Below are 22,637 nucleotides of genomic sequence, written 5' to 3'. Positions count from 1 at the left end.
CTATGAGCCAGATGTTATCCACCGTCAGTGAGCAGCTCCTGGCCCCAGGCGGCTTGACCCTGGACAGCCTGCAGAGCGTGCTGGGTGAGTTGGCTGGCCCCGGCATCGACGCCGCCGACCTGTATTTCCAGGGCCAGATCTCGGAAACCTGGGCGCTGGAAGACGGCATCGTCAAAGAGGGCAGCTTCAACCTCGACCAGGGCGTGGGCGTGCGTGCCCAGTCCGGCGAAAAAACCGGCTTCGCCTACAGCAATGCGATCAATCTTGAAGCGCTGACCTCGGCAGCCCGTGCTGCACGTTCGATTTCCCGTGCCGGACAGAACGGCACGGTGCAAGCCTTCCGCAGTCAGGAGGTGGCCGCCCTGTATGCCGCGGACAACCCGCTGGACGTGCTCAGCCGTGCTGAAAAGGTCGAGCTGCTTAAACGTGTGGATGCCGCCACCCGTGCCCTGGACCCGCGCATTCAGCAGGTCAGCGTGAGCATGGCCGGGGTTTGGGAGCGTATTCTGATTGCTGCGGCCGATGGCAGCCTGGCCGCCGACGTACGCCCGCTGGTGCGCTTCAATGTCAGCGTCATCGTCGAGCAGAATGGCCGTCGCGAACGCGGTGGGCAGGGCGGTGGCGGGCGTACCGATTACCGCTTCTTCACCGAAGAGCGGGTGATGGGCTACGCCCGTGAGGCCCTGCGCCAGGCCCTGGTGAACCTGGAAGCAATCCCGGCGCCGGCCGGTACCTTGCCGGTGGTGTTGGGCCCGGGCTGGTCGGGCGTGCTGTTGCACGAGGCCGTCGGTCATGGCCTGGAAGGCGACTTCAACCGCAAGGGCAGTTCGGCGTTCAGCGGCCGTATTGGCGAGAAAGTGGCGTCGAGCCTGTGCACCATCGTTGACGATGGCACCCTTGAAGGCCGACGTGGCTCTCTGAGCGTGGACGACGAAGGCACCCCGACCGAATGCACCACGTTGATCGAGAATGGTGTGCTCAAGGGCTACATGCAGGACAAGTTGAACGCGCGCTTGATGGGCATGGCTGTGACCGGCAACGGCCGTCGTGAATCCTACGCGCACCTGCCGATGCCACGCATGACCAACACCTACATGCGTGCCGGCGAAAGCGACCCGCAGGAGATCATCGCGTCGGTGAAGAAGGGTATCTACTGCGCCAACCTCGGTGGTGGGCAGGTGGATATCACCAGCGGCAAGTTCGTGTTCTCCACGAGTGAGGCCTACCTGATCGAAGACGGCAAGATTACCGCGCCGGTGAAGGGCGCAACCTTGATCGGCAATGGTCCCGAGGCGATGAGCCGGGTTTCGATGGTCGGTAACGACCTGGCACTGGACAGCGGGGTAGGGACGTGCGGCAAGGACGGGCAGTCGGTGCCGGTCGGGGTGGGCCAACCTACCTTGAAACTGGATGCGATTACCGTGGGCGGTACCGGGGCTTGATGGTTTCGGGAGCCGCTGTGGGAGTGGGGATACCCGCTCCCACAGGGGCCCAGTCTGTCAGCGTAGCCCGCGCTGCAGCTCGTCGAGGTCGCGAATGTACTTGAACACCTTGCGCGCGGCGGCAGGCGGCTTGTTCCGCGCCTTCTCGTGCTGGGCATGGCGCACCAGCGAGCGCAGTTGCTGGCGGTCGGTGTCGGGGTACTCGTTGACGAAGCGCTCGAGGTCTTCGTCGTTACCGTCGATCAACCGGTCACGCCAGCGCTCCAAACTGTGGAAGCGCTCGTTGTACTGGCGAGTCGAGCTGTCCATCTGCTCGAGCAAGGCGTGGATGGCATCGAGGTCTTGCACGCGCATGAGCTTGCCGACGAACGACATGTGGCGTTTACGGGCGCCATGAGCGGTGTGCTTGCTGGCCTCGGCCAGTGCCTTGCGCAGCTCGTCGGTCAATGGCAGGCGCGCCAAGGTATCGGCCTTGAGCGTGGTAAGCCGCTCGCCGAGTTCGACCAGCGCATGCAGTTCGCGCTTGATCTGGGTTTTGCTTTTTTCGCCGTCGAAGGCGTCGTCGTTTGAATCAACCATGGTGGCAGTCCGCTAGAAATCGCCGCCATGATAACCAGTCGGGGGCCGCTTGTCCGGCCCGGTCGTAGAATGACCCCAGGCCGTACGCAGAATTTGAGTGGAGAGAACCATGAGTGCAGTCCAGAGCGTAGGTCCGAAAGACTTGCCAGCATTGCAGGAACAGGTCGAGGCGATCATCGCCGAGGCGCGTCGTCAGGGGGCCAGTGCCTGCGAGGTGGCGGTGTCGCTGGAGCAGGGGCTGTCCACCACCGTACGCCAGCGTGAGGTCGAAACGGTCGAGTTCAACCGCGACCAGGGCTTTGGTATCACCCTCTATGTCGGCCAGCGTAAAGGTTCGGCCAGCACCTCTGCCAGTGGCGCGGAGGCGATTCGCGAGACCGTCGCTGCAGCGCTGGCAATTGCCAGGCATACCTCCGAGGATGAATGCTCGGGCTTGGCCGACGCGGCGCTGATGGCGCGTGAAATCCCTGATCTGGACCTATACCACGACTGGGATATCGAGCCTGAGAAGGCCATTGAAATGGCCCTGGCCTGCGAGGCGGCGGCGTTCGACGCCGACCCGCGCATCCTCAACGCCGATGGCACCACCCTCAATACCCACCAAGGCTGCCGCGTGTATGGCAACAGCCATGGATTCATCGGTGGTTACGCCTCGACCCGGCACAGCCTGAGCTGCGTGATGATTGCCGAAGGCGACGGGCAGATGCAGCGTGACTACTGGTACGACGTGAACCGCCAGGGCAACCTGCTGGCCGACCCGAGCAGCATCGGCCTGCGCGCTGCCCAGCGTGCCGCTAGCCGCCTTGGCGCCCGACCGGTGCCGACTTGCGAGGTGCCGGTGTTGTTCTCGGCCGAACTGGCCGGTGGCCTGTTTGGCAGCTTCCTGTCGGCCATTTCCGGTGGCAACCTGTACCGCAAGTCATCGTTCCTGGAAGGTACTCTTGGCCAGCGCCTGTTCCCTTCCTGGCTGACCCTGGACGAGCGCCCGCATATTCCGCGCGCGTTGGGCAGCGCCGCGTTCGACGGTGATGGCCTGGCCACCTATGCCAAACCGTTTGTCGACAAAGGCGAGCTGGTGTCGTACTTGCTGGGTACCTATTCCGGGCGCAAGCTGGGTTTGCCAAGTACGGCCAACTCCGGTGGCGTGCACAACCTGTTCGTCAGCCACGGTATCGAAGATCAGGCCGCGCTGATTCGCCGCATGGGCCGCGGGCTGCTGGTGACCGAGCTGATGGGGCATGGCTTGAACATGGTGACGGGGGACTACTCCCGTGGTGCCGCGGGGTTCTGGGTTGAAAATGGCGAGATCCAGCATGCCGTGCAGGAAGTCACCATCGCCGGAAACATGAAGGACATGTTCCAGCAGATTGTCGCGATTGGCAGCGATCTTGAAACCCGCAGCAATATCCATACGGGCTCGGTGCTGATTGAGCGCATGACTGTTGCAGGTAGCTGATCTTTAGCCTGCGCCGGCCCTTTCGCGGGTAAACCCGCTCCTACACGGTGGTGGATGCACCTCGGGGTTGGACACAGGCTGTTGTAGGTGCGGGTTTACCCGTGAGGAGGCCGGCACAGCACTACACCTTTCTCTGCAAATCCGAAGACCCGGCCCTGGCGCCGGGTTTTTGTTTCATCACCTCGCTCTTGAAGTGATTCTGCTTATCATTTAATAATGAATATCATTATCCAGAAACCCGGCGATGATGTTCATGAAACCCGTCCTCCGCGAACTGCCCTACCTGGAAAACTGGCGCTGGCTCAGCCGGCGTATTCGCTGTGCGCTCGAGCCCGACGAGCCGCGCCTGATCGAGCATTACCTGGCCGAAGGCCGCTATCTGGTGTGCTGCACCGAAACCTCGTCATGGACGGTGGCGCTGACAGCGTTTCGCCTGCTGCTGGATACCGCCTGCGATCGCATGTTGCCTTGGCATTGGCGTTGCCTGTGCCTGGATCAGGCATGGCGTCCTCTATTGGACCTGCGCAACCTCGACCGCCAGGAACAGAACCAGCGCTGGCAACCCTACGCCTTGCAGTTGGCCAATTGCCGCCTGCTGCCTTCGATTTCTCCTGATGAACTGATGCAAGGATTTGATGATGAGTGATACCCGTATCGAGCGTGACAGCATGGGTGAGCTGCAGGTGCCGGCCCAGGCGCTGTACGGCGCCCAGACCCAGCGCGCGGTCGACAACTTCCCGATCAGCGGCCAGCGTATGCCGGCACAGTTCATTCGTGCCTTGTTGCTGGCCAAGGCCGCTGCGGCCAAGGCCAACGTCGAACTGGCGCAACTTTCTGCCGGGCAGGGCCTGGCTATCGCCAAGGCGGTCGAGCAACTGCTGGCCGAGGACTTCATCCAGCACTTCCCTGTTGATGTGTTCCAGACCGGCTCTGGCACCAGTTCGAACATGAACGCCAACGAGGTGATCGCCACCCTGGCTACCCACGTACTGGGTGAGGCGGTCAATGCCAATGACCACGTCAACTGTGGCCAGAGCAGCAATGACATTATCCCGACCACCATCCACGTCAGCGCCGCGCTCGCCCTGCACGAGCAGTTGTTGCCAGCCCTGACGCACCTGGTACAGGTGATCGAGGTCAAGTCGGCGCAAGTACATCAGTACGTGAAGACCGGCCGTACTCACCTGATGGACGCAATGCCGGTACGCATGAGCCAGGTGCTGGATGGCTGGGCTGCGCAGATCAATGCTGCCAAGGCGCACATCGAAGCGATGCTGCCGCACTTGCAGGCGCTGGCCCAGGGCGGAACTGCCGTGGGTACCGGCATCAATGCCCATCCACAGTTCGCGGTCGGTTTCGCTCGCCAGCTCAGTGGCCTGACCAAGGTCGAGTTCACGCCCGGCCAGAACCTGTTCGCACTGATCGGCTCGCAGGACACGGCCGTGGCTTTGTCTGGCCAGCTCAAGACCACCGCTGTGGCGTTAATGAAAATTGCCAACGATCTGCGCTGGATGAACTCTGGCCCGCTGGCCGGCCTGGGCGAAATCGAACTGCAAGCTCTGCAACCGGGCTCTTCGATCATGCCAGGCAAGGTCAACCCGGTGATCCCGGAAGCCACTGCCATGGTTGCCGCCCAAGTGATTGGCAACGATGCGACCATCGCCGTCGCTGGCCAGGCCGGTAACTTCGAGCTGAACGTGATGCTGCCGGTGATCGCCCGCAACCTGTTGGAAAGCATCGAGCTGATGGCCAATGTCAGCCGCTTGCTGGCCGACAAAGCCATCGCCAGCTTCAAGGTCAACGAAGACAAACTCAAGGAAGCCCTCGCGCGCAACCCGATCCTGGTCACTGCGTTGAATCCGATCATCGGTTACCTCAAGGCCGCCGAAATCGCCAAGACCGCCTACCAGCAGGGGCGCCCAATCATCGATGTTGCGCTGGAGCACACCGATCTGTCCCGCGATCAGCTTGAAGCGCTGCTGGACCCGGAAAAGCTCACCGCCGGGGGAATCTGACACTGCGTCGCCGCCCGGGAGACAGCCACAGTGCACGCACGGATGTGGCACCCAGAACCCATGCCTACGGAATTCACTGACATGCCCCATGCCTTGCCTGCATTGCCATACGCCTACGACGCCCTGGAGCCACACATTGATGCCCAGACAATGGAAATCCACCACACCAAGCATCACCAGACTTACGTCAACGGGCTCAATGCCGCCCTCGAAGGTACCGATTGGGCTGAATGGCCGGTGGAAAAACTGGTCGCTGCCGTTAAGCAACTGCCGGAAAACCTGCGTGGCGCTGTGACCAACCACGGCGGCGGGCACGCCAACCACGGCCTGTTCTGGACCGTCATGTCACCTCAGGGCGGTGGCGAGCCTGTGGGCCAGCTGGCGCAAGCTGTCACTGCACAACTTGGCGGTTTCGAGGCCTTCAAGGAGGCTTTCACCAAGGCCGCGTTGACCCGCTTCGGCAGCGGTTGGGCCTGGCTCAGCGTGACGCCGCAAAAAACGTTGGTGGTGGAGAGCAGCGGCAACCAGGACAGCCCGCTGATGCACGGCAATGCGCCGATCTTAGGCCTGGACGTGTGGGAGCACGCGTACTACCTCAAGTACCAGAATCGTCGCCCGGAATACATCGGTGCCTTCTACAACGTCATTGACTGGGTGGAAGTCGAGCGCCGCTACCTCGAAGCCCTGAAGTGAGTTGGACCGGTATGCGCTCTTGGCGAGCTTTAGGCTGTGTACAGGCTTCTGTCTGATGATGGCGATGGATACCGCGATGTCCTGACATTGTGCAAGCGCAGGTGTGCGGGGGCTATTCGCCTTCGTCAAAGAAGTTGTTGATCAGCTCGACCAGTGCGTCCATGGCGTCGCTGTCCTGCTCGCCCTCGGTATGCAGGTGCACCTGGGTGCCTTTGCCTGCTGCCAGCATCATTACCGCCATGATGCTCTTGCCATCCACCAGCTTGTCCGGGGCGCGGCCAACCCGTACCTGGCAGGGGAAGCGGCCGGCCACACCGACGAACTTGGCTGCCGCCCGGGCATGCAGACCCAGCTTGTTGATGATGGTGATTTCGCGGGCGGGCATCGTGGGGCGGATCCTTGGGCTAGAGGTCGCGATGGCGGACCTGGACGTTTTTCAGGGTTTGCTGCAGCTGTCGACCAAGGCGCTCGGTGATGTACACCGAACGGTGATGGCCGCCAGTGCAGCCGATGGCGATGGTTACGTAGGCGCGGTTGCTGGCAGCGAAGCGGGGCAACCATTTGAGCAGGTAGCTGGAGATGTCGTTGTACATGTCTTCGACATCCGCTTGTGCGGCCAGGTAGTCGATCACGGGTTGATCGAGGCCCGAGTGCTCACGCAGTTCTGGCTTCCAGTAGGGGTTGGGCAAGCAGCGCACGTCAAAAACCAGGTCAGCGTCAACCGGCATCCCTCGCTTGAAACCGAACGACTCGACCAGAAACGCTGTGCCAGGCTCGGGCTGGTTCAGCAGGCGCAGCTTGATCGAGTCACGCAACTGGTACAGGTTCAGGTTGGTGGTGTCGATCTTCAGGTCGGCCAGGTCGGCAATGGGTCCCAACAACTCGCTTTCCACGCGGATCGCTTCCGCGAGCGAGCGGTTCGCATTGGTCAGGGGGTGTCGCCGGCGGGTTTCCGAGAAACGTTTGAGAAGGACCTCTTCATCGGCATCCAGGTACAACACGTCACACTGGATGTGCCGGGCGCGGGCTTCTTCAAGCAGTTCGGGGAAGCGCGTCAGGTGGCTGGGCAGGTTGCGCGCATCGATAGACACCGCCACCTTGGGCTGCAGCAAATCGGTGTTGATCAGTGCATTTTCCGCCAACTGCGGCAGCAGCCCGGCGGGTAAATTGTCGATGCAATAGAAACCGCTGTCTTCCAGGACATCGAGGGCGGTGCTCTTGCCGGAGCCGGACCGGCCGCTGACGATGATCAGGCGCATGTTCAGTGCTCGTTCTGTACGTCCAGGACAACCTGGAGCAGGGCCTCATTGCTGGTGGCCGCACGCAGCCGATCACGGACCTCCTTGCGATCGAGCATGCTGGCGATCTGGCGCAATAGCTCAAGATGGGCATCGGTCGCCGCTTCGGGCACCAGCAGCACAAACAGCAGGTCCACTGGCGCGCCATCGATGGCGTCGTAATCAATAGGGGCTTCCAGGTGCAGCAGGGCGCTGACTGGAGCGGAGCATCCTTCAAGCCGGCAGTGCGGGATGGCGATGCCATTGCCGAAACCGGTAGAGCCGAGCTTTTCCCGGGCTACCAATTTTTCGAAGACGTCCTGCATCTCCAGTTCTGGCACTTGGTCGGCGATGACAGTGGCGACCTTTTCCAAGGCGCGCTTCTTGCTGCCGCCCGGCACGTTCACGAGGGAACGGCCGGGGGTCAGGATGGTTTCAAGTCGGATCATGGATGAGGGGGATCAGCGGGCAGCTGCACCTTGCAGCAGGCTTTGCTGTTTTTCCTTGTGTTTTTTCAGTTGGCGGTCGAGCTTGTCGGCCAAGGCATCGATTGCTGCATACATGTCTTCGTGTTCGGCGTTGGCTACCACTTCGCCGCCGGGAATCTGCAAGGTCGCCTCGACCTTCTGCTGAAGCTTCTCGACTTTCATGATTACCTGCACGTTGGTGATCTTGTCGAAGTGACTCTCCACGCGGGCGAGCTTTTCAAGCACGTAATCGCGCAGTGGCTGGGTGACTTCTACATGCTGTCCACTGATATTGACTTGCATACAGCTTCTCCTTTGTTGCCCGTGCATAAAGAGGCAGGTCTTGCACCTGCCACGAAAACGCTGTGGCACATCTCAGGGGCTACATCAGTCGCTTGCGCTCGCTCGACGGTGCGATGCCGAGTGACTCGCGGTACTTGGCGACGGTGCGACGGGCTACCTGGATGCCTTGTGCCTCCAGTAAACCAGCGATCTTGCTGTCACTCAATGGCTTTTTCTGATTTTCCGCTGCAACCAGTTTCTTGATGATCGCGCGGATCGCCGTGGACGAGCATTCTCCGCCTTCGGAGGTGCTGACATGGCTGGAGAAAAAGTATTTCAGTTCGTAGATGCCACGCGGGGTGTGCATGTATTTCTGCGTGGTAACCCGCGAGATGGTCGATTCGTGCATGCCTACTGCTTCGGCAATGTCGTGCAGCACCAACGGCTTCATCGCTTCGTCGCCGTGGTCGAGGAAGCCGCGCTGGTGCTCGACGATCTGCGTGGCAACTTTCATCAGGGTTTCGTTGCGGCTTTGCAGGCTCTTGATGAACCAGCGCGCTTCCTGCAGCTGGTTGCGCATGAAGGTGTTGTCGGCGCTGGTGTCGGCACGGCGCACGAAGCCGGCGTACTGTGGGTTGACGCGCAGGCGTGGGATGGCTTCCTGGTTCAGCTCTACCAGCCAACGGTCGCTGTCCTTGCGCACGATGACGTCGGGCACCACGTACTCGGGCTCGCTGGACTCGATCTGCGAACCTGGGCGCGGGTTAAGGCTTTGCACCAGTTCGATGACCTGGCGCAGCTCGTCTTCCTTGATTTTCATGCGCCGCATCAGCTGGCTGTAGTCACGGCTGCCGAGCAGGTCGATGAAATCGGTGACCAGACGCTTGGCTTCGGTCATCCACGGGGTTGTAGCAGGCAGTTGGCGCAGTTGCAGCAACAGGCATTCGCCGAGGTTGCGGGCGCCGACACCAGCCGGCTCGAACTGCTGGATGCGGTGCAGTACTGCTTCGACCTCGTCCAGCTCGATATCCAGCTCCGGGTCGAAACCGGCGCAGATTTCTTCGAGTGTGTCTTCCAGGTAGCCCTGGCCGTTAATGCTGTCGATCAGGGTCACGGCAATCAAACGGTCGGTGTCGGACATCGGCGCCAGGTTCAACTGCCACAGCAGGTGGCTTTGCAGGCTCTCGCCGGCCGATGTGCGGGTGGTGAAGTCCCACTCGTCGTCATCGTTGCTCGGCAGGCTGCTGGCGCTGGTCTGGTAGATGTCTTCCCAGGCGGTATCGACCGGGAGCTCGTTGGGGATGCGCTCGCTCCACTCACCGTCTTCCAGATTGTCGGTGCTGACGGTGCTTTCCTGGAAGCTGTTGTCCTGAACTTCGGCGGCCGGCTTGTTCTCGGCGTTATCGGCCATCGGGTCGCTGTTGTCGAAGTCTTCGCCGTCTTCCTGACGTTCGAGCATCGGGTTCGACTCCAGCGCTTCCTGGATTTCCTGTTGGAGGTCCAGGGTAGAGAGCTGGAGCAGGCGGATGGCCTGTTGCAACTGAGGTGTCATCGTCAGTTGCTGGCCCATTTTTAGGACGAGCGATGGTTTCATGGCAGGGGCTTAATACCTTGTTCGCCGGCGCGCATGCGCCATCCACTACACGAGGGCGCCGGAGCGCCAGATCAAGCAAGTTTTATGCCTTAAATTGTAGCGTTTGCCTAGAGTACCGTAACAACTTTACCCGCAGTCTCACGGCTTGCTTGCCAGTACTTCAGGCGCCTTTCGGGTCAGAGGCGGAACTCGTGGCCCAGGTAAACTTCTTTGACCAGGTCGTTTGCCAGGATGGTTTCAGCGTCGCCTTCGGCGATCAGTCGGCCATCGTTGACGATGTAAGCGGTCTCGCAGATATCCAGAGTTTCACGCACGTTGTGGTCGGTAATCAGTACACCGATACCTTTGGCCTTGAGGTGGTGGATGATCTGCTTGATGTCGCCGACCGAAATCGGGTCGACACCGGCGAACGGTTCGTCCAGCAGGATGAACTTGGGTGCGGTCGCCAGAGCGCGGGCAATCTCGACACGGCGGCGTTCGCCACCGGACAGGCTCATACCGAGGTTGTCGCGGATGTGGCTGATGTGGAACTCCTGCAGCAGGCTTTCCAGCTCTTTGCGGCGGCCGTCCCGGTCGAGGTCCTTGCGGGTCTCGAGGATGGCCATGATGTTGTCGGCTACCGACAGCTTGCGGAAGATCGAGGCTTCCTGGGGCAGGTAGCCGATGCCGGCGCGCGCGCGGCCGTGCATGGGTTGGTAGCTCACATCGAGGTTATCGATCAGTACGCGGCCCTGTTCGGCCTGGACCAGACCGACAATCATGTAGAAGCAAGTGGTCTTGCCGGCGCCGTTGGGGCCGAGCAGGCCGACGATCTGGCCGCTGTCGATCGACAGGCTGACATCACGTACTACCTGCCGCCCCTTGTAGCTCTTTGCCAGGTGCTGGGCTTTGAGGGTTGCCATTTACTCGGCCTTCTTCTTGGGCTGGATCACCATGTCGATACGCTGACGGGGTGTTGTCACGTTGCTACCGCGACCGGCGGTCGCCACCTGGGTCTGGGTGTTGTAGACGATCTTCTCGCCTTCGGTGGTGTTGCCTTCGTTCTCGACCTTGGCGCGGTCGGTGAGAATTACCAGGTCCTTCTGCGCCTGGTACTGGATGGTCACGCCCCAGCCTTTCATCTTGTCTGGCTTGGCTGCGCTCTGCTGCTGCTCGAAGTAGGCCAGGTTGCCCACCGAGGTCACTACGTCGATATCGCCGGAGGCGGAGCGGGTAATGGTCACGGTGTTGCCTTTGATCATCATCGAACCCTGGGTGATGATCACGTCGCCGGTGTAAGTGGCCACACCTTGCTTGTCATCCAGGTGGGCGTTGTCGGCCTGGATGCGGATAGGCTGGTCACGGTCGTTCGGCAGGGCGAGGGCGCTCGCGCTTCCCAGTGCTGCGCTCAGGCTGAGCAAAAGGGGGAGGGTTTTAACGAGCCTCATACTGTCCTCTTACGTTAGAGAGCAAGTCCATCTTGCCTTCTTTCAAATACGCTTTCATGCCTTTGCCCGTAGTTGTGCCTCCGGCGCCGTCGATTCTAACGGCTTGCTCGGTCTGCGCATATTGCTTCTGCGGGAACACGGTCATGCGTGAGCTGGTAATGATGGTTTCACGCTGCTTTTCATCGGTGCGGGCAATCCGTACCTTGTCGATCAGTTCGACCTCGGTACCGTCCGGATTGACCTCGGCGCGTGTGCTCTGCACATGCCACGGGTATTCGGTGCCGCGGTACAGGTGCAGGTCCGGTGTGGTCACTTGTGTGATTTCGCTGGTCTTGAGGTGTTCGATCCTGTCGGCGGTCATTTCGTATTGCAGCTTGCCGTCGGGCAGGAACTGCACGCTGTGGGCGTTGATCGCGTAGTAGTCGATGGCGCTTTCATCGACTTGGGCCACGGGCTTGTCGAGGAAGCTTTCGGGGCTGACATTCCAGTAGCCAATGGCTACCAACAGGGCGGCTATCGCCCCGAGCAGCACAATGTTTCGGGCTTTCTTGCTGAGCATGGGCAGCCTTACAGGTAGTTGGCGTTGGCAGCGTCCAGGGTGCCCTGGGCGTGCATGATCAGTTCGCAGAATTCACGGGCCGCGCCTTCGCCACCACGTGCCTGGGTCACGCCGTGGGCGTGCTGGCGTACGAATGGTGCGGCGTTGGCTACGGCCATGCCCAGAGCCACCCGGCGAATCACCGGCAGGTCGGGCAGGTCGTCGCCCAGGTAAGCCACTTGATCATAGCTTAGGCCCAGTTCGGCGAGCAGGCCGTCAAGTACCACCAATTTGTCCTCCCGGCCTTGGTAGAGGTGCGGGATGCCGAGGTTCCTGGCCCGGCGTTCGACCACTGGCGTCTTGCGCCCGCTGATGATCGCGGTAGTCACGCCCGAGGCCATGAGCATCTTGATGCCCTGGCCGTCGAGGGTATTGAACGTCTTGAATTCGCTGCCATCCTCGAGGAAATACAGGCGCCCGTCGGTGAGCACGCCGTCCACGTCGAATACAGCAAGCTTGATGCCTTTTCCGCGTTGCATGAGGTCCTGGTTCATTCCATCGCTCCTTTACATTACGCCGGCGCGCAGCAGGTCATGCATGTTCAGGGCGCCGGTCGGGCGGTCTTCACGGTCCACCACCACCAGAGCGTTGATCTTGTGGTCTTCCATTATCTTCAGGGCTTCGGCGGCGAGCATGTCGGCACGGGCAGTCTTGCCATGAACGGTCATGACCTGATCGATCAGGGTGGTGTGCACATCGATATTGCGGTCCAGGCTGCGGCGCAGGTCACCGTCGGTGAAGATCCCGGCCAGCTTGCCATCGGCTTCGACGATCACGGTCATGCCCAAACCTTTGTGGGACATTTCCAGCAGCGCGTCCTTGAGCAGGGTGCCGCGTGGTACTTGAGGCAGATCGACGCCGGCGTGCATCACGTTCTCGACCTTCAGCAGCAGGCGGCGGCCCAGCGCACCCCCGGGGTGCGAGAAAGCAAAGTCCTCGGCGGTGAAGCCGCGGGCCTCAAGCAGGGCGATGGCCAGACAATCGCCCAGCACCAGCGATGCGGTGGTCGAGGAAGTGGGTGCCAGGTTAAGTGGGCAGGCCTCTTGCTCGACGCGGGCGTCAAGGTTGACCTCGGCGGCCTGGGCCAGCGGCGAATCGGGGTTACCGGTCAGGCTGACCAGCTTGATCCCCAGGCGCTTGATCAGTGGTAGCAGGGTGACGATTTCGGCGGTGCTACCGGAGTTCGACAGCGCAAGGATGACATCATCACGGGTGATCATGCCCATGTCGCCATGGCTGGCTTCGGCCGGATGTACGAAAAATGCCGGGGTGCCGGTGCTGGCCAGGGTTGCGGCGATCTTGTTGCCGATGTGCCCGGACTTGCCCATGCCGACCACGACGACCCGGCCTTTGCTGTTCAAAATCAGTTCGCAGGCCTTGACGAAATTGTCGTCGATGCGCGCCAAAAGGGCCTCCACGGCCTCGAGTTCCAGGCGCAGAGTGCGTTGGGCGGATTGGATCAGCTCGCTGGATTGGCTCATGTCGAAAAAGCAATGCCTGATGAAAGGGCGACGATTATACGCGTAATGATGAAAACCCTCACCTCCTCGATTGCTGCAGCAAATACCACCAAAGCCTGTCCCGGGGCTGAACGGCTGGTTGTCCGGCCTTGGGGCGGCGCTGTCAGCGGTGCTATAGTTCGCCGCTATTCGGCCTGTCAGGATGCGTGTGCCTTCCAGATGGAGGCCGGCGTCCACTAGGACGAGGCTGCATTAGCAAGGAGTCTAGATGAGTGTGGATAGCGCCTATGCGGTCGAGTTGAAGGGTGTAACCTTCAAACGTGGTTCGCGCAGCATTTTCAGCAACGTCGACATCCGCATCCCGCGCGGCAAGGTCACCGGCATCATGGGACCATCGGGTTGCGGCAAGACCACGTTGCTCCGCCTGATGGGTGCGCAACTGCGCCCCTCCAGCGGTGAAGTATGGGTGGCCGGCCAGAACCTGCCGACGCTGTCGCGCAGCGACCTGTTCGACGCCCGTAAGCAGATGGGGGTGCTGTTCCAGAGCGGCGCGTTGTTCACCGACCTCGATGTGTTCGAGAACGTCGCGTTCCCGCTGCGCGTGCATACTCAGCTGTCGGACGAAATGATCCGTGACATCGTGCTGATGAAACTGCAGGCCGTGGGGCTGCGCGGTGCCATCGACCTGATGCCCGACGAGCTGTCCGGTGGCATGAAGCGCCGTGTGGCGCTGGCCCGGGCGATTGCCCTGGACCCGCAGATCCTCATGTACGACGAGCCGTTCGTCGGCCAGGACCCGATCGCCATGGGGGTGCTGGTGCGCCTGATTCGCCTGCTCAACGATGCCCTTGGCATCACCAGCATCGTGGTTTCCCATGACCTGGCAGAAACCGCCAGCATCGCCGATTACATCTACGTGGTAGGTGACGGCCAGGTGCTGGGCCAGGGGACGCCTGATGAGCTGATGGGCTCGGACAATCCACGGATCCGCCAATTCATGAAAGGCGACCCGGATGGCCCGGTTCCCTTCCACTTTCCCGCGCCTGATTACCGCGCCGACCTGCTGGGGGCGCGTTGATGCGCAGAAAATCCTTACTCGAACGTGTCCGCCTGCTGGGCCGGTCGGCAATCGACGTGCTGGCCGTGCTCGGGCGTTCGTGCCTGTTCCTGTTCCATGCGCTGGTCGGTCGCGGCGGCATTGGCGGCGGCTTCCAGCTGCTGACCAAGCAGTTGTACTCGGTGGGCGTGCTGTCACTGGCGATCGTCGTCGTGTCCGGGGTGTTCATCGGCATGGTGCTGGCGCTGCAGGGCTACAGCATCCTGACCAAGTACGGCTCGGAGCAGGCGGTGGGGCAGATGGTCGCCCTGACCCTGCTGCGTGAACTTGGGCCGGTGGTAACGGCATTGCTGTTTGCCGGCCGTGCCGGTTCCGCATTGACCGCCGAAATCGGCAACATGAAGTCCACCGAGCAGTTGTCGAGCCTTGAAATGATCGGTGTCGACCCGCTCAAGTACATCGTTGCGCCACGCCTGTGGGCGGGTTTCATCTCGCTGCCGTTGCTGGCGCTGATCTTCAGCGTGGTCGGTATCTGGGGTGGCTCGTGGGTGGCGGTGGACTGGCTGGGCGTCTACGAGGGCTCGTTCTGGGCCAACATGCAGAACAGCGTTTCTTTCACTGACGACGTGCTCAACGGGCTGGTCAAGAGCCTGGTGTTTGCTTTCGTCTCGACCTGGATAGCCGTATTCCAGGGGTACGACTGTGAGCCCACCTCAGAAGGGATCAGTCGTGCAACCACCAAGACCGTGGTCTATGCCTCGTTGGCAGTGCTGGGTCTGGACTTTATTCTGACCGCCTTGATGTTTGGAGATTTCTGATGCAAAACCGCACCCTGGAAATCGGTGTCGGCCTGTTCCTCCTGGCCGGGATCCTGGCGCTGCTGCTGCTGGCCCTGCGTGTCAGCGGGCTGTCGGCCAGCCCGACCACTGATACCTATAAAGTTTATGCTTACTTCGACAATATCGCCGGTTTGACGGTCAGAGCTAAGGTGACCATGGCCGGTGTGACCATCGGCAAGGTCACCGCCATCGATCTGGACCGTGATTCCTACACCGGTCGGGTGACGTTGCAACTGGACAAGTCGGTCGATAACCTGCCGACCGACTCCACTGCCTCGATCCTGACCGCCGGTTTGCTTGGTGAGAAGTACATCGGCATCAGCGTGGGCGGTGAAGACGATGTCCTCAAGGATGGCTCAACCATCCATGACACTCAGTCGGCACTGGTGCTGGAAGATCTGATTGGCAAGTTCCTGCTCAACTCTGTTGGCAAGGAACCGAAAGAAGCGCAACCGGCTAATTAAGGAGTATCCATGATTTCGATCCTGCGACGTGGCCTGCTAGTGCTACTGGCGGCCTTCCCCCTGCTGGCCCTGGCTGCGCAGACACCGCACGATGTGGTTCAGGGCACCACCAATGAACTGCTCGGTGACCTCAAGGCCAACAAGGAGCAGTACAAGTCCAACCCCAACGCCTTCTATGACTCGCTCAACCGCATTCTCGGCCCGGTGGTGGATGCTGACGGTATCTCGCGCAGCATCATGACCGTGAAATACTCCCGCAAGGCGACCCCGGAGCAGATGCAGCGCTTCCAGGAGAACTTCAAGCGCAGCCTGATGCAGTTCTATGGCAATGCCCTGCTCGAATACAACAACCAGGGCATCACCGTCGACCCGGCTAAGGCCGATGACGGCAAGCGCGCCAGTGTCGGCATGAAGGTCACCGGCAACAACGGTGCCGTGTACCCCGTGCAGTACACCCTGCAGAACATTGGCGGCGAGTGGAAGGTGCGTAACGTGATCGTCAACGGCATCAACATCGGCAAGCTGTTCCGTGACCAGTTCGCCGATGCCATGCAGCGCAACGGCAACGACCTGGACAAGACCATAGACGGCTGGGCCGGCGAAGTGGCCAAGGCCAAGCAGACTGCCGACAACTCGCCAGAGAAGAGCGTCAAATGAGCGAGGCTGCTGTAAGCATGGCCGAGCCGGGCGTGCTGCGTCTGGCTGGCGTGCTGGATTACCGCAGCGGCCCGGCCTTGCGCAAGCAAGGCAAGGTGCTGATCGATGGCTCGCGCGAGCCGCGGCTGGTGCTTGATTGCTCGGCTGTCGAGAAGTCGTCGAGTGTCGGCCTGTCGCTGTTGCTTGCGTACATTCGTGATGCTCAGGCCACCGGCAAGGCGTGCGAGGTGCGTAGCATGCCCGACGACATGCGGGAAATTGCCGAGGTCTATGATCTCGATGAAGTGCTGGCAAGCTAGTGGCCAGGCACGGATGATGGCCCCTCGGTCAGCGAAGCCTTCGTTGGGCTTCGCAGGCGAGGGGCTTTTTTGTATGATGGCCGACCCGTGCGCATCGGGCGCCGATTGAGGTTGAGCATGCAGGCCGTAGAAGTTAAGAGCTTCCTTGAAGAGAAATTGCCGGGTTCCCGGGTCGAAGTTGAAGGCGAAGGCTGCAACTTCCAGTTGAACGTGATCAGCGACGAGTTGGCTGGCCTGAGTCCGGTCAAACGCCAGCAGGCGATCTATGCTCACCTGAATCCGTGGATCGCCAATGGCAGCATCCATGCGGTAACCATGAAATTTTTCAGCAGCGCAGCCTGGGCTGAGCGCACCTGAGCCAACTTGGCGGCGAGACTCCAATGGACAAACTGATTATTACTGGCGGCGCTCGCCTTGACGGCGAGATCCGCATTTCGGGTGCGAAAAACGCAGCCCTGCCGATTCTGGCAGCGACCCTGCTGGCCGATGGCCCGGTCACCGTGGGCAACCTGCCGCACCTGCACGACATCACCACCATGATCGAGCTGTTCGGGCGTATGGGCATTGAGCCTGTGATCGACGAAAAGCTGTCGGTGGAGATCGATCCGCGCACCATCAAAACCCTGGTCGCGCCATACGAACTGGTCAAGACCATGCGCGCTTCGATCCTGGTGCTGGGCCCGATGGTTGCGCGCTTCGGCGAAGCCGAAGTGGCCCTGCCTGGCGGTTGCGCCATTGGCTCGCGCCCGGTCGATCTGCACATCCGTGGCCTTGAGGCCATGGGGGCGAAGATCGAAGTGGAAGGCGGCTACATCAAGGCCAAGGCGCCTGAAGGCGGCCTGCGTGGCGCGCACTTCTTCTTCGACACCGTCAGCGTGACCGGTACCGAGAACATCATGATGGCCGCTGCCTTGGCCAAGGGCCGCAGCGTGTTGCAGAACGCCGCGCGTGAGCCTGAAGTGGTCGACCTGGCCAACTTCATCAACGCCATGGGCGGGAACATTCAGGGCGCAGGTACCGATACCATCACCATCGATGGTGTCGAACGACTGGATTCGGCCAACTACCGCGTGATGCCGGACCGCATCGAGACCGGTACCTACCTGGTCGCCGCTGCCGTGACCGGTGGCCGTGTCAAGGTCAAGGACACCGACCCTACCATCCTTGAAGCCGTGCTGGAAAAACTCAAGGAAGCGGGTGCCGATATCACCACCGGCGAAGACTGGATCGAACTGGACATGCATGGCAAGCGGCCGAAAGCCGTCAACCTGCGTACCGCCCCGTACCCGGCGTTCCCGACCGACATGCAGGCGCAGTTCATCTCGCTGAATGCCATTGCCGAAGGCACTGGCGCGGTGATCGAGACCATCTTCGAAAACCGCTTCATGCACGTTTACGAAATGCACCGCATGGGCGCGCAGATCCAGGTCGAAGGCAACACTGCCATCGTCACTGGCGTCAAGGCGCTGAAGGGTGCCCCGGTCATGGCCACCGACCTGCGTGCTTCCGCCAGCCTGGTGCTGTCGGCGCTGGTTGCCGAAGGCGATACCCTGATCGATCGCATCTACCACATCGACCGTGGTTACGAGTGCATCGAGGAAAAACTGCAGATGCTCGGCGCGAAAATCCGCCGCGTACCGGGCTAATGCCCGCGGGTGCAAGGACGCACCTTTTGAATTGAATGCGGCCAGGTCGATGACCTGGCCGGCAGCAGCCGCTTAAGGACCGACGTTCCAATGTTGACCATCGCGCTTTCCAAAGGCCGTATTCTCGACGATACCTTGCCGTTGCTGGCCGAGGCCGGCATCGTGCCGACCGAAAACCCGGACAAGAGCCGCAAGCTGATCATCCCTACCACGCAGGACGACGTGCGCCTGCTGATCGTGCGTGCCACCGACGTGCCGACCTATGTCGAGCATGGGGCCGCCGACCTGGGTGTGGCCGGCAAGGACGTGCTGATGGAGTACGGCGGCCAGGGCCTGTATGAGCCCCTGGACCTGCAGATTGCCCAATGCAAGCTGATGACCGCGGGCGTAGTCGGCGCAGCCGAGCCCAAAGGGCGCCTGCGCGTGGCCACCAAGTTCGTCAACGTAGCCAAGCGTTACTACGCCGAACAAGGTCGCCAGGTCGACATCATCAAGCTGTATGGCTCGATGGAACTGGCACCGCTGATCAATCTTGCCGACAAGATCATCGACGTGGTCGACACCGGCAACACCCTGCGTGCCAACGGCCTGGAACCCCAGGAACTGATCGCCACGATCAGCTCGCGCCTGGTGGTCAACAAAGCCTCCATGAAAATGCAGCACGCCCGTATCCAGAGCCTGATCGAGACGCTGCGCGGAGCGGTCGAATCGCGACACCGCGGCTAACGCTCTACCTGCTGCGCGCGGCCTTCGCTGTCGCGCCCGTCTATCCGCGTCATAGCCATTTTTCTCGGGTGCCCGCGCGGATGGACTGGTAGCTTGGGATTGTGCGAAAAGTCGCCGAGCGGCGATCATGCAAGGCGAAAACAGGCGAGGAACGGCCGGGGTCGCGCCCGACTTTGCTGGTTGCAAATGAGCATTCCGAGCCTGTTTTTAACGTAGCATGATCGTCGCGCAGGCACTTTTCGCACAATCCCCTAGGGCGCCTGAGCATTCGCTAATATTACGAGGCCCTCGCCATGACCGTGTCCACTGCAATTGCCCGTCTCAACGCTGCTGATCCGGATTTCGCCCGACATCTGGATCATCTGCTGAGCTGGGAAAGTGTGTCCGATGACGCGGTCAATCAGCGCGTGCTCGACATCATCAAGGCCGTGCGTGAGCGCGGTGATGCGGCGCTGGTGGAATTCACCCAGCGCTTCGATGGTGTTGACGCCAAGTCGATTGACGACCTGATCCTCAATCGCGCGCGCCTGGAGCTGGCGCTGACCCGTATCACTCCGGTCCAGCGCGAAGCCCTGGAAAAGGCCGCCAACCGTGTGCGCATCTATCACGAGCGGCAGAAGCAGGATTCCTGGCAGTACACCGAGGCCGACGGCACCGTGCTCGGCCAGAAGGTCACCCCGCTGGACCGTGCTGGCCTGTATGTGCCGGGCGGCAAGGCGTCGTATCCGTCGTCGGTGCTGATGAACGCCATCCCGGCCAAGGTTGCCGGCGTGGCTGAAGTGGTGATGGTAGTACCGACCCCGCGGGGTGAGGTCAACGAACTGGTGCTGGCGGCTGCCTGCATCGCCGGTGTCGACCGGGTGTTCACCGTCGGTGGTGCCCAGGCCGTGGCTGCGCTGGCCTACGGCACTGAAAGCGTGCCGCAGGTGGACAAGATCGTCGGTCCGGGCAACATCTACGTTGCCACCGCCAAGCGCCACGTGTTCGGCCAGGTAGGCATCGACATGATCGCCGGCCCCTCGGAAATTCTCGTGGTATGCGACGGCCAGACCGACCCGGACTGGATCGCCATGGACCTGTTCTCCCAGGCCGAGCACGACGAAGACGCCCAGGCCATTCTGGTCAGCCCGGATGCCGCCTTCCTCGATCGCGTGGCTGCCAGCATCGACAAGCTGATGCCGACCATGGAGCGTGCCGATATCATCGAGAAGTCGATCAATGGCCGTGGTGCGCTGATCCAGGTGCGAGATATGCAGCAGGCCATGGAAGTGGCCAACCGCATCGCACCGGAGCACCTGGAGCTGTCGGTGGCCGACCCGCAAGCCTGGCTGCCACACATTCGCCACGCTGGCGCGATCTTCATGGGCCGCCACACCAGCGAAGCGCTGGGCGATTACTGCGCTGGCCCTAACCACGTGCTGCCCACTTCAGGTACCGCGCGTTTTTCGTCGCCGCTGGGGGTGTATGACTTCCAGAAGCGTTCGTCGATCATCTTCTGCTCCGAGCAGGGCGCGTCCGAGCTGGGTCACACTGCCTCGGTCCTTGCCCGAGGCGAGTCGCTCACTGCCCACGCCCGTAGTGCCGAATACCGTATCCTGACCCAAGACAAGGGGAACTGAGCATGAGTCGATTCTGGAGCCCCTTCGTCAAGGACCTGGTGCCTTATGTGCCGGGCGAGCAACCCAAGCTGGCGCGCCTGGTCAAGCTGAACACCAACGAAAACCCCTATGGCCCGTCGCCCAAGGCGCTGGAGGCCATGCGCGACGAACTTAACGATAACCTGCGCCTGTACCCCGACCCGAACGGTGACCGTCTCAAGCAAGCGGTGGCCGAGTACTACGGCGTGACCCCGGCGCAAGTGTTTGTCGGCAACGGCTCGGACGAGGTGCTGGCGCACATCTTCCACGGCCTGTTCCAGCACGATGCGCCCCTGCTGTTCCCGGACATCAGCTACAGCTTCTACCCGGTCTACTGCGGCCTTTACGGCATTGCCTTCGAACAGGTGGCGTTGGATGAGCAGTTCCAGATACGCATCGAGGACTACAAAAAGCCCAACGCTGGCATCATCTTCCCCAACCCCAATGCGCCGACCGGTTGCCTGATGCCGTTGCAGGTGGTAGAGCAGTTGCTGCAGGCCAACCGTGATTCGGTGGTGGTGGTGGATGAGGCCTACATTGATTTCGGTGGTGAAACGGCGATCAGCCTGGTGGACCGCTACGATAACCTGCTGGTTACCCAGACGCTGTCGAAGTCGCGCTCGCTGGCGGGTCTGCGAGTTGGCCTGGCGGTGGGGCACCCGGACCTGATTGAGGCGCTGGAGCGGATCAAGAACAGCTTCAACTCCTACCCGCTGGACCGTGCAGCTATCGTCGGCGCGGCGGTGGCGTTCGAAGACCGAGAGTATTTCGAGGAAACCTGCCGCAAGGTGATAGACAGCCGCGAGGAACTGGTCGGGCAGTTGCAGGCCAAGGGCTTTGAGGTGCTGCCGTCGGCTGCCAACTTCATCTTCGCCCGTCACCCGCAGCAGGATGCCGGCGAGCTGGCGGCACGCTTGCGCGAGCAGGGCGTGATCGTGCGCCACTTCAAGCAGCCGCGTATTGCCCAGTTCCTGCGGATTACCATCGGTACGCCGGAAATGAACCAGGCCCTGCTGGATGCGTTGAGCTGACGGCAGTCCACCCTGTGGGAACGGGCATGCTCGCGAAACAGAATGGCACGGGCTTCGCCCGTGTTCGCGGGTAAGCCCTCCAATGCACTGCGCCCAATCACCAATGTGTGCCCACCCCCGATCGGTGTGTAGGAGCGGGTTCACCCGCGAATACGGTGACGGCTGCGATGGTGAATGACCGGGGATATTGGCCAGCAGGTCCGACCCTTTCGCGGGTGAACCCGCTCCTACGACGTCCTGTGTCCAACCCCTGATGTGTGTCCGCCACCGATCAGATGTAGGAGCGGGTTCACCCGCGAATACGGTGGTGGCTGCGACGTTGAATGACCGGGATATTGGCCAGCAGGGTCGGCCTCTTCGCGGGTGAACCCGCTCCTACGACGGCCTGTGTCCAACCCCTGATGTGTGTCCGCCACCGATCAGATGTAGGAGCGGGTTCACCCGCGAATACGGTGGTGGCTGCGACGTTGAATGACCGGGGATATTGGCCAGCAGGTCCGGCCCTTTCGCGGGTGAACCCGCTCCTACGACGGCCTGTGTCCAACCACCGATGTGTGTCCGCCACCGATCAGGAGCGGGTTCACCCGCGAATACGGTGGTGGCTGCGATGGTGAATGACCGGGGATATTGGCCAGCAGGTCCGGCCCTTTCGCGGGTGAACCCGCTCCTACGACGGCCTGTGTCCAACCCCTGATGTGTGTCCGCCACCGATCAGGTGTAGGAGCGGGTTCACCCGCGAATACGGTGGTGGCTGCGATGGTGAATGACCGGGGATATTGGCCAGCAGGTCCGACCCTTTCGCGGGTGAACCCGCTCCTACGACGGCCTGTGTCCAACCCCTGATGTGTGTCCGCCACCGATCAGGTGTAATCGATGGACTCGCCCCCGCCGAGGCATCACAGTGCCACGGTGGTGTTCGAAGAAGCCAACGGCAGCGAGGGCGAGACCATGAAAAAGCATAGTTCGAAACACGATTCCCTGTCTTCCACTG

General features: G+C 61.4%; 26 protein-coding genes. 15 read left to right on the top strand and 11 right to left on the bottom strand.

The window, feature by feature from the left end; all coding sequences use genetic code 11:
• Nucleotides 1–2 precede the first annotated feature (2 nt).
• On the top strand, nt 3–1,442 hold the full coding sequence (gene tldD, locus INQ47_RS21720; protein WP_209967842.1) for a metalloprotease TldD: 1,440 nt from the start codon (nt 3–5) through the stop codon (nt 1,440–1,442).
• 57 nt (nt 1,443–1,499) lie between these two features.
• Here tldD and yjgA read toward each other — a convergent pair whose 3' ends face one another.
• Complete coding sequence (yjgA, locus tag INQ47_RS21715; protein ID WP_003255152.1) at nt 1,500–2,021, bottom strand: ribosome biogenesis factor YjgA; 522 nt, start codon at nt 2,019–2,021, stop codon at nt 1,500–1,502.
• A 109-nt stretch (nt 2,022–2,130) separates the two neighbouring features.
• Between yjgA and pmbA the strand changes: the two genes are divergently transcribed.
• From pmbA to INQ47_RS21695, 4 genes are all read left to right on the top strand, one after another.
• Nucleotides 2,131–3,477, top strand: coding sequence for a metalloprotease PmbA (gene pmbA, locus INQ47_RS21710; protein ID WP_404702559.1), 1,347 nt, complete (start codon nt 2,131–2,133; stop codon nt 3,475–3,477).
• A gap of 244 nt (nt 3,478–3,721) precedes the next feature.
• Nucleotides 3,722–4,123: a hypothetical protein gene (locus INQ47_RS21705; RefSeq protein WP_021781850.1), complete on the top strand. Its 402-nt coding sequence runs from the start codon at nt 3,722–3,724 to the stop codon at nt 4,121–4,123.
• Nucleotides 4,116–5,492, top strand: a complete 1,377-nt coding sequence (locus INQ47_RS21700; protein WP_252461561.1) for a lyase family protein — start codon at nt 4,116–4,118, stop codon at nt 5,490–5,492. The genes INQ47_RS21705 and INQ47_RS21700 overlap by 8 nt, the downstream gene beginning before the upstream one ends.
• An 81-nt stretch (nt 5,493–5,573) precedes the next feature.
• Nucleotides 5,574–6,185 (top strand): superoxide dismutase, encoded by a 612-nt coding sequence (locus INQ47_RS21695; RefSeq protein WP_404702558.1) that lies wholly within the window; start codon nt 5,574–5,576, stop codon nt 6,183–6,185.
• A gap of 112 nt (nt 6,186–6,297) precedes the next feature.
• Here INQ47_RS21695 and INQ47_RS21690 read toward each other — a convergent pair whose 3' ends face one another.
• From INQ47_RS21690 to INQ47_RS21645, 10 genes are all read right to left on the bottom strand, one after another.
• Nucleotides 6,298–6,570 carry an HPr family phosphocarrier protein gene (locus INQ47_RS21690; protein WP_010952144.1) on the bottom strand — a complete coding sequence of 91 codons (273 nt, stop codon included), beginning with the start codon at nt 6,568–6,570 and terminating at the stop codon, nt 6,298–6,300.
• Between the two features lie 19 nt (nt 6,571–6,589).
• A complete protein-coding gene (gene rapZ / locus INQ47_RS21685) occupies nt 6,590–7,444 on the bottom strand; it encodes an RNase adapter RapZ (protein WP_252461563.1) in 855 nt (284 codons plus the stop codon).
• Between the two features lie 2 nt (nt 7,445–7,446).
• Entirely contained in the window at nt 7,447–7,911 is a 465-nt protein-coding gene (ptsN, locus tag INQ47_RS21680; RefSeq protein WP_404702557.1) for a PTS IIA-like nitrogen regulatory protein PtsN, read from the bottom strand.
• A gap of 12 nt (nt 7,912–7,923) precedes the next feature.
• Entirely contained in the window at nt 7,924–8,232 is a 309-nt protein-coding gene (gene hpf / locus INQ47_RS21675) for a ribosome hibernation-promoting factor, HPF/YfiA family (RefSeq protein WP_003255135.1), read from the bottom strand.
• Between the two features lie 79 nt (nt 8,233–8,311).
• Nucleotides 8,312–9,805 carry an RNA polymerase factor sigma-54 gene (locus INQ47_RS21670; protein ID WP_252461564.1) on the bottom strand — a complete coding sequence of 498 codons (1,494 nt, stop codon included), beginning with the start codon at nt 9,803–9,805 and terminating at the stop codon, nt 8,312–8,314.
• A 176-nt stretch (nt 9,806–9,981) separates the two neighbouring features.
• Nucleotides 9,982–10,707 (bottom strand): LPS export ABC transporter ATP-binding protein, encoded by a 726-nt coding sequence (lptB, locus tag INQ47_RS21665; RefSeq protein ID WP_252461565.1) that lies wholly within the window; start codon nt 10,705–10,707, stop codon nt 9,982–9,984.
• Entirely contained in the window at nt 10,708–11,232 is a 525-nt protein-coding gene (lptA, locus tag INQ47_RS21660; RefSeq protein ID WP_209967834.1) for a lipopolysaccharide transport periplasmic protein LptA, read from the bottom strand.
• Nucleotides 11,219–11,791 carry an LPS export ABC transporter periplasmic protein LptC gene (lptC, locus tag INQ47_RS21655; RefSeq protein ID WP_252461566.1) on the bottom strand — a complete coding sequence of 191 codons (573 nt, stop codon included), beginning with the start codon at nt 11,789–11,791 and terminating at the stop codon, nt 11,219–11,221. The genes lptA and lptC overlap by 14 nt, the downstream gene beginning before the upstream one ends.
• 8 nt (nt 11,792–11,799) lie before the next feature.
• Nucleotides 11,800–12,324 (bottom strand): KdsC family phosphatase, encoded by a 525-nt coding sequence (locus tag INQ47_RS21650; RefSeq protein WP_392461947.1) that lies wholly within the window; start codon nt 12,322–12,324, stop codon nt 11,800–11,802.
• Between the two features lie 12 nt (nt 12,325–12,336).
• Complete coding sequence (locus INQ47_RS21645; RefSeq protein ID WP_252461568.1) at nt 12,337–13,311, bottom strand: SIS domain-containing protein; 975 nt, start codon at nt 13,309–13,311, stop codon at nt 12,337–12,339.
• Nucleotides 13,312–13,558: 247 nt separating this feature from the next.
• Between INQ47_RS21645 and INQ47_RS21640 the strand changes: the two genes are divergently transcribed.
• The 10 genes from INQ47_RS21640 to hisC all read left to right on the top strand — a co-directional run bounded on the left by INQ47_RS21640 (nt 13,559) and on the right by hisC (nt 21,646).
• Complete coding sequence (locus INQ47_RS21640) at nt 13,559–14,368, top strand: ATP-binding cassette domain-containing protein (RefSeq protein ID WP_012270662.1); 810 nt, start codon at nt 13,559–13,561, stop codon at nt 14,366–14,368.
• A complete protein-coding gene (gene mlaE, locus INQ47_RS21635; RefSeq protein ID WP_003255125.1) occupies nt 14,368–15,165 on the top strand; it encodes a lipid asymmetry maintenance ABC transporter permease subunit MlaE in 798 nt (265 codons plus the stop codon). The genes INQ47_RS21640 and mlaE overlap by 1 nt, the downstream gene beginning before the upstream one ends.
• The gene (gene mlaD, locus INQ47_RS21630) at nt 15,165–15,650 is read left to right on the top strand and encodes an outer membrane lipid asymmetry maintenance protein MlaD (protein ID WP_003255124.1); all 486 of its coding nucleotides are present in this window, start codon (nt 15,165–15,167) and stop codon (nt 15,648–15,650) included. Before mlaE ends, mlaD begins: the two co-directional genes overlap by 1 nt.
• Before the next feature lie 9 nt (nt 15,651–15,659).
• Nucleotides 15,660–16,307 carry a phospholipid-binding protein MlaC gene (locus INQ47_RS21625; RefSeq protein WP_404702556.1) on the top strand — a complete coding sequence of 216 codons (648 nt, stop codon included), beginning with the start codon at nt 15,660–15,662 and terminating at the stop codon, nt 16,305–16,307.
• The gene (locus tag INQ47_RS21620) at nt 16,304–16,606 is read left to right on the top strand and encodes a lipid asymmetry maintenance protein MlaB (protein ID WP_021781860.1); all 303 of its coding nucleotides are present in this window, start codon (nt 16,304–16,306) and stop codon (nt 16,604–16,606) included. The genes INQ47_RS21625 and INQ47_RS21620 overlap by 4 nt, the downstream gene beginning before the upstream one ends.
• Nucleotides 16,607–16,723: 117 nt before the next feature.
• A complete protein-coding gene (locus tag INQ47_RS21615; RefSeq protein ID WP_003255121.1) occupies nt 16,724–16,963 on the top strand; it encodes a BolA family protein in 240 nt (79 codons plus the stop codon).
• Nucleotides 16,964–16,986: 23 nt separating this feature from the next.
• On the top strand, nt 16,987–18,252 hold the full coding sequence (murA, locus tag INQ47_RS21610) for a UDP-N-acetylglucosamine 1-carboxyvinyltransferase (protein ID WP_176683737.1): 1,266 nt from the start codon (nt 16,987–16,989) through the stop codon (nt 18,250–18,252).
• A gap of 90 nt (nt 18,253–18,342) precedes the next feature.
• Nucleotides 18,343–18,978, top strand: coding sequence for an ATP phosphoribosyltransferase (gene hisG / locus INQ47_RS21605; RefSeq protein WP_021781861.1), 636 nt, complete (start codon nt 18,343–18,345; stop codon nt 18,976–18,978).
• Between the two features lie 293 nt (nt 18,979–19,271).
• Complete coding sequence (gene hisD, locus INQ47_RS21600; protein ID WP_021781862.1) at nt 19,272–20,597, top strand: histidinol dehydrogenase; 1,326 nt, start codon at nt 19,272–19,274, stop codon at nt 20,595–20,597.
• 2 nt (nt 20,598–20,599) lie between these two features.
• Nucleotides 20,600–21,646 carry a histidinol-phosphate transaminase gene (gene hisC, locus INQ47_RS21595; protein ID WP_404702555.1) on the top strand — a complete coding sequence of 349 codons (1,047 nt, stop codon included), beginning with the start codon at nt 20,600–20,602 and terminating at the stop codon, nt 21,644–21,646.
• The last annotated feature ends 991 nt before the right edge of the window (nt 21,647–22,637 follow it).

This window comes from Pseudomonas sp. 3HC3, assembly GCF_044904505.1.
Classification (GTDB): domain Bacteria; phylum Pseudomonadota; class Gammaproteobacteria; order Pseudomonadales; family Pseudomonadaceae; genus Aquipseudomonas; species Aquipseudomonas putida_Y.
Note: the sequence above shows the minus strand (reverse complement) of the source record. Positions and strands in the feature narration are given on the sequence as shown.

Excerpts from the sequence above, each read along its gene's own strand:
- tldD (WP_209967842.1), top strand. The coding sequence starts at position 3 with ATGAGCCAGATGTTATCCACCGTCAGTGAGCAGCTCCTGGCCCCAGGC.
- yjgA (WP_003255152.1), bottom strand. The coding sequence starts at position 2,021 with ATGGTTGATTCAAACGACGACGCCTTCGACGGCGAAAAAAGCAAAACC.
- pmbA (WP_404702559.1), top strand. The coding sequence starts at position 2,131 with ATGAGTGCAGTCCAGAGCGTAGGTCCGAAAGACTTGCCAGCATTGCAG.
- INQ47_RS21705 (WP_021781850.1), top strand. The coding sequence starts at position 3,722 with ATGATGTTCATGAAACCCGTCCTCCGCGAACTGCCCTACCTGGAAAAC.
- INQ47_RS21700 (WP_252461561.1), top strand. The coding sequence starts at position 4,116 with ATGAGTGATACCCGTATCGAGCGTGACAGCATGGGTGAGCTGCAGGTG.
- INQ47_RS21695 (WP_404702558.1), top strand. The coding sequence starts at position 5,574 with ATGCCCCATGCCTTGCCTGCATTGCCATACGCCTACGACGCCCTGGAG.
- INQ47_RS21690 (WP_010952144.1), bottom strand. The coding sequence starts at position 6,570 with ATGCCCGCCCGCGAAATCACCATCATCAACAAGCTGGGTCTGCATGCC.
- rapZ (WP_252461563.1), bottom strand. The coding sequence starts at position 7,444 with ATGCGCCTGATCATCGTCAGCGGCCGGTCCGGCTCCGGCAAGAGCACC.
- ptsN (WP_404702557.1), bottom strand. The coding sequence starts at position 7,911 with ATGATCCGACTTGAAACCATCCTGACCCCCGGCCGTTCCCTCGTGAAC.
- hpf (WP_003255135.1), bottom strand. The coding sequence starts at position 8,232 with ATGCAAGTCAATATCAGTGGACAGCATGTAGAAGTCACCCAGCCACTG.
- INQ47_RS21670 (WP_252461564.1), bottom strand. The coding sequence starts at position 9,805 with ATGAAACCATCGCTCGTCCTAAAAATGGGCCAGCAACTGACGATGACA.
- lptB (WP_252461565.1), bottom strand. The coding sequence starts at position 10,707 with ATGGCAACCCTCAAAGCCCAGCACCTGGCAAAGAGCTACAAGGGGCGG.
- lptA (WP_209967834.1), bottom strand. The coding sequence starts at position 11,232 with ATGAGGCTCGTTAAAACCCTCCCCCTTTTGCTCAGCCTGAGCGCAGCA.
- lptC (WP_252461566.1), bottom strand. The coding sequence starts at position 11,791 with ATGCTCAGCAAGAAAGCCCGAAACATTGTGCTGCTCGGGGCGATAGCC.
- INQ47_RS21650 (WP_392461947.1), bottom strand. The coding sequence starts at position 12,324 with ATGAACCAGGACCTCATGCAACGCGGAAAAGGCATCAAGCTTGCTGTA.
- INQ47_RS21645 (WP_252461568.1), bottom strand. The coding sequence starts at position 13,311 with ATGAGCCAATCCAGCGAGCTGATCCAATCCGCCCAACGCACTCTGCGC.
- INQ47_RS21640 (WP_012270662.1), top strand. The coding sequence starts at position 13,559 with ATGAGTGTGGATAGCGCCTATGCGGTCGAGTTGAAGGGTGTAACCTTC.
- mlaE (WP_003255125.1), top strand. The coding sequence starts at position 14,368 with ATGCGCAGAAAATCCTTACTCGAACGTGTCCGCCTGCTGGGCCGGTCG.
- mlaD (WP_003255124.1), top strand. The coding sequence starts at position 15,165 with ATGCAAAACCGCACCCTGGAAATCGGTGTCGGCCTGTTCCTCCTGGCC.
- INQ47_RS21625 (WP_404702556.1), top strand. The coding sequence starts at position 15,660 with ATGATTTCGATCCTGCGACGTGGCCTGCTAGTGCTACTGGCGGCCTTC.
- INQ47_RS21620 (WP_021781860.1), top strand. The coding sequence starts at position 16,304 with ATGAGCGAGGCTGCTGTAAGCATGGCCGAGCCGGGCGTGCTGCGTCTG.
- INQ47_RS21615 (WP_003255121.1), top strand. The coding sequence starts at position 16,724 with ATGCAGGCCGTAGAAGTTAAGAGCTTCCTTGAAGAGAAATTGCCGGGT.
- murA (WP_176683737.1), top strand. The coding sequence starts at position 16,987 with ATGGACAAACTGATTATTACTGGCGGCGCTCGCCTTGACGGCGAGATC.
- hisG (WP_021781861.1), top strand. The coding sequence starts at position 18,343 with ATGTTGACCATCGCGCTTTCCAAAGGCCGTATTCTCGACGATACCTTG.
- hisD (WP_021781862.1), top strand. The coding sequence starts at position 19,272 with ATGACCGTGTCCACTGCAATTGCCCGTCTCAACGCTGCTGATCCGGAT.
- hisC (WP_404702555.1), top strand. The coding sequence starts at position 20,600 with ATGAGTCGATTCTGGAGCCCCTTCGTCAAGGACCTGGTGCCTTATGTG.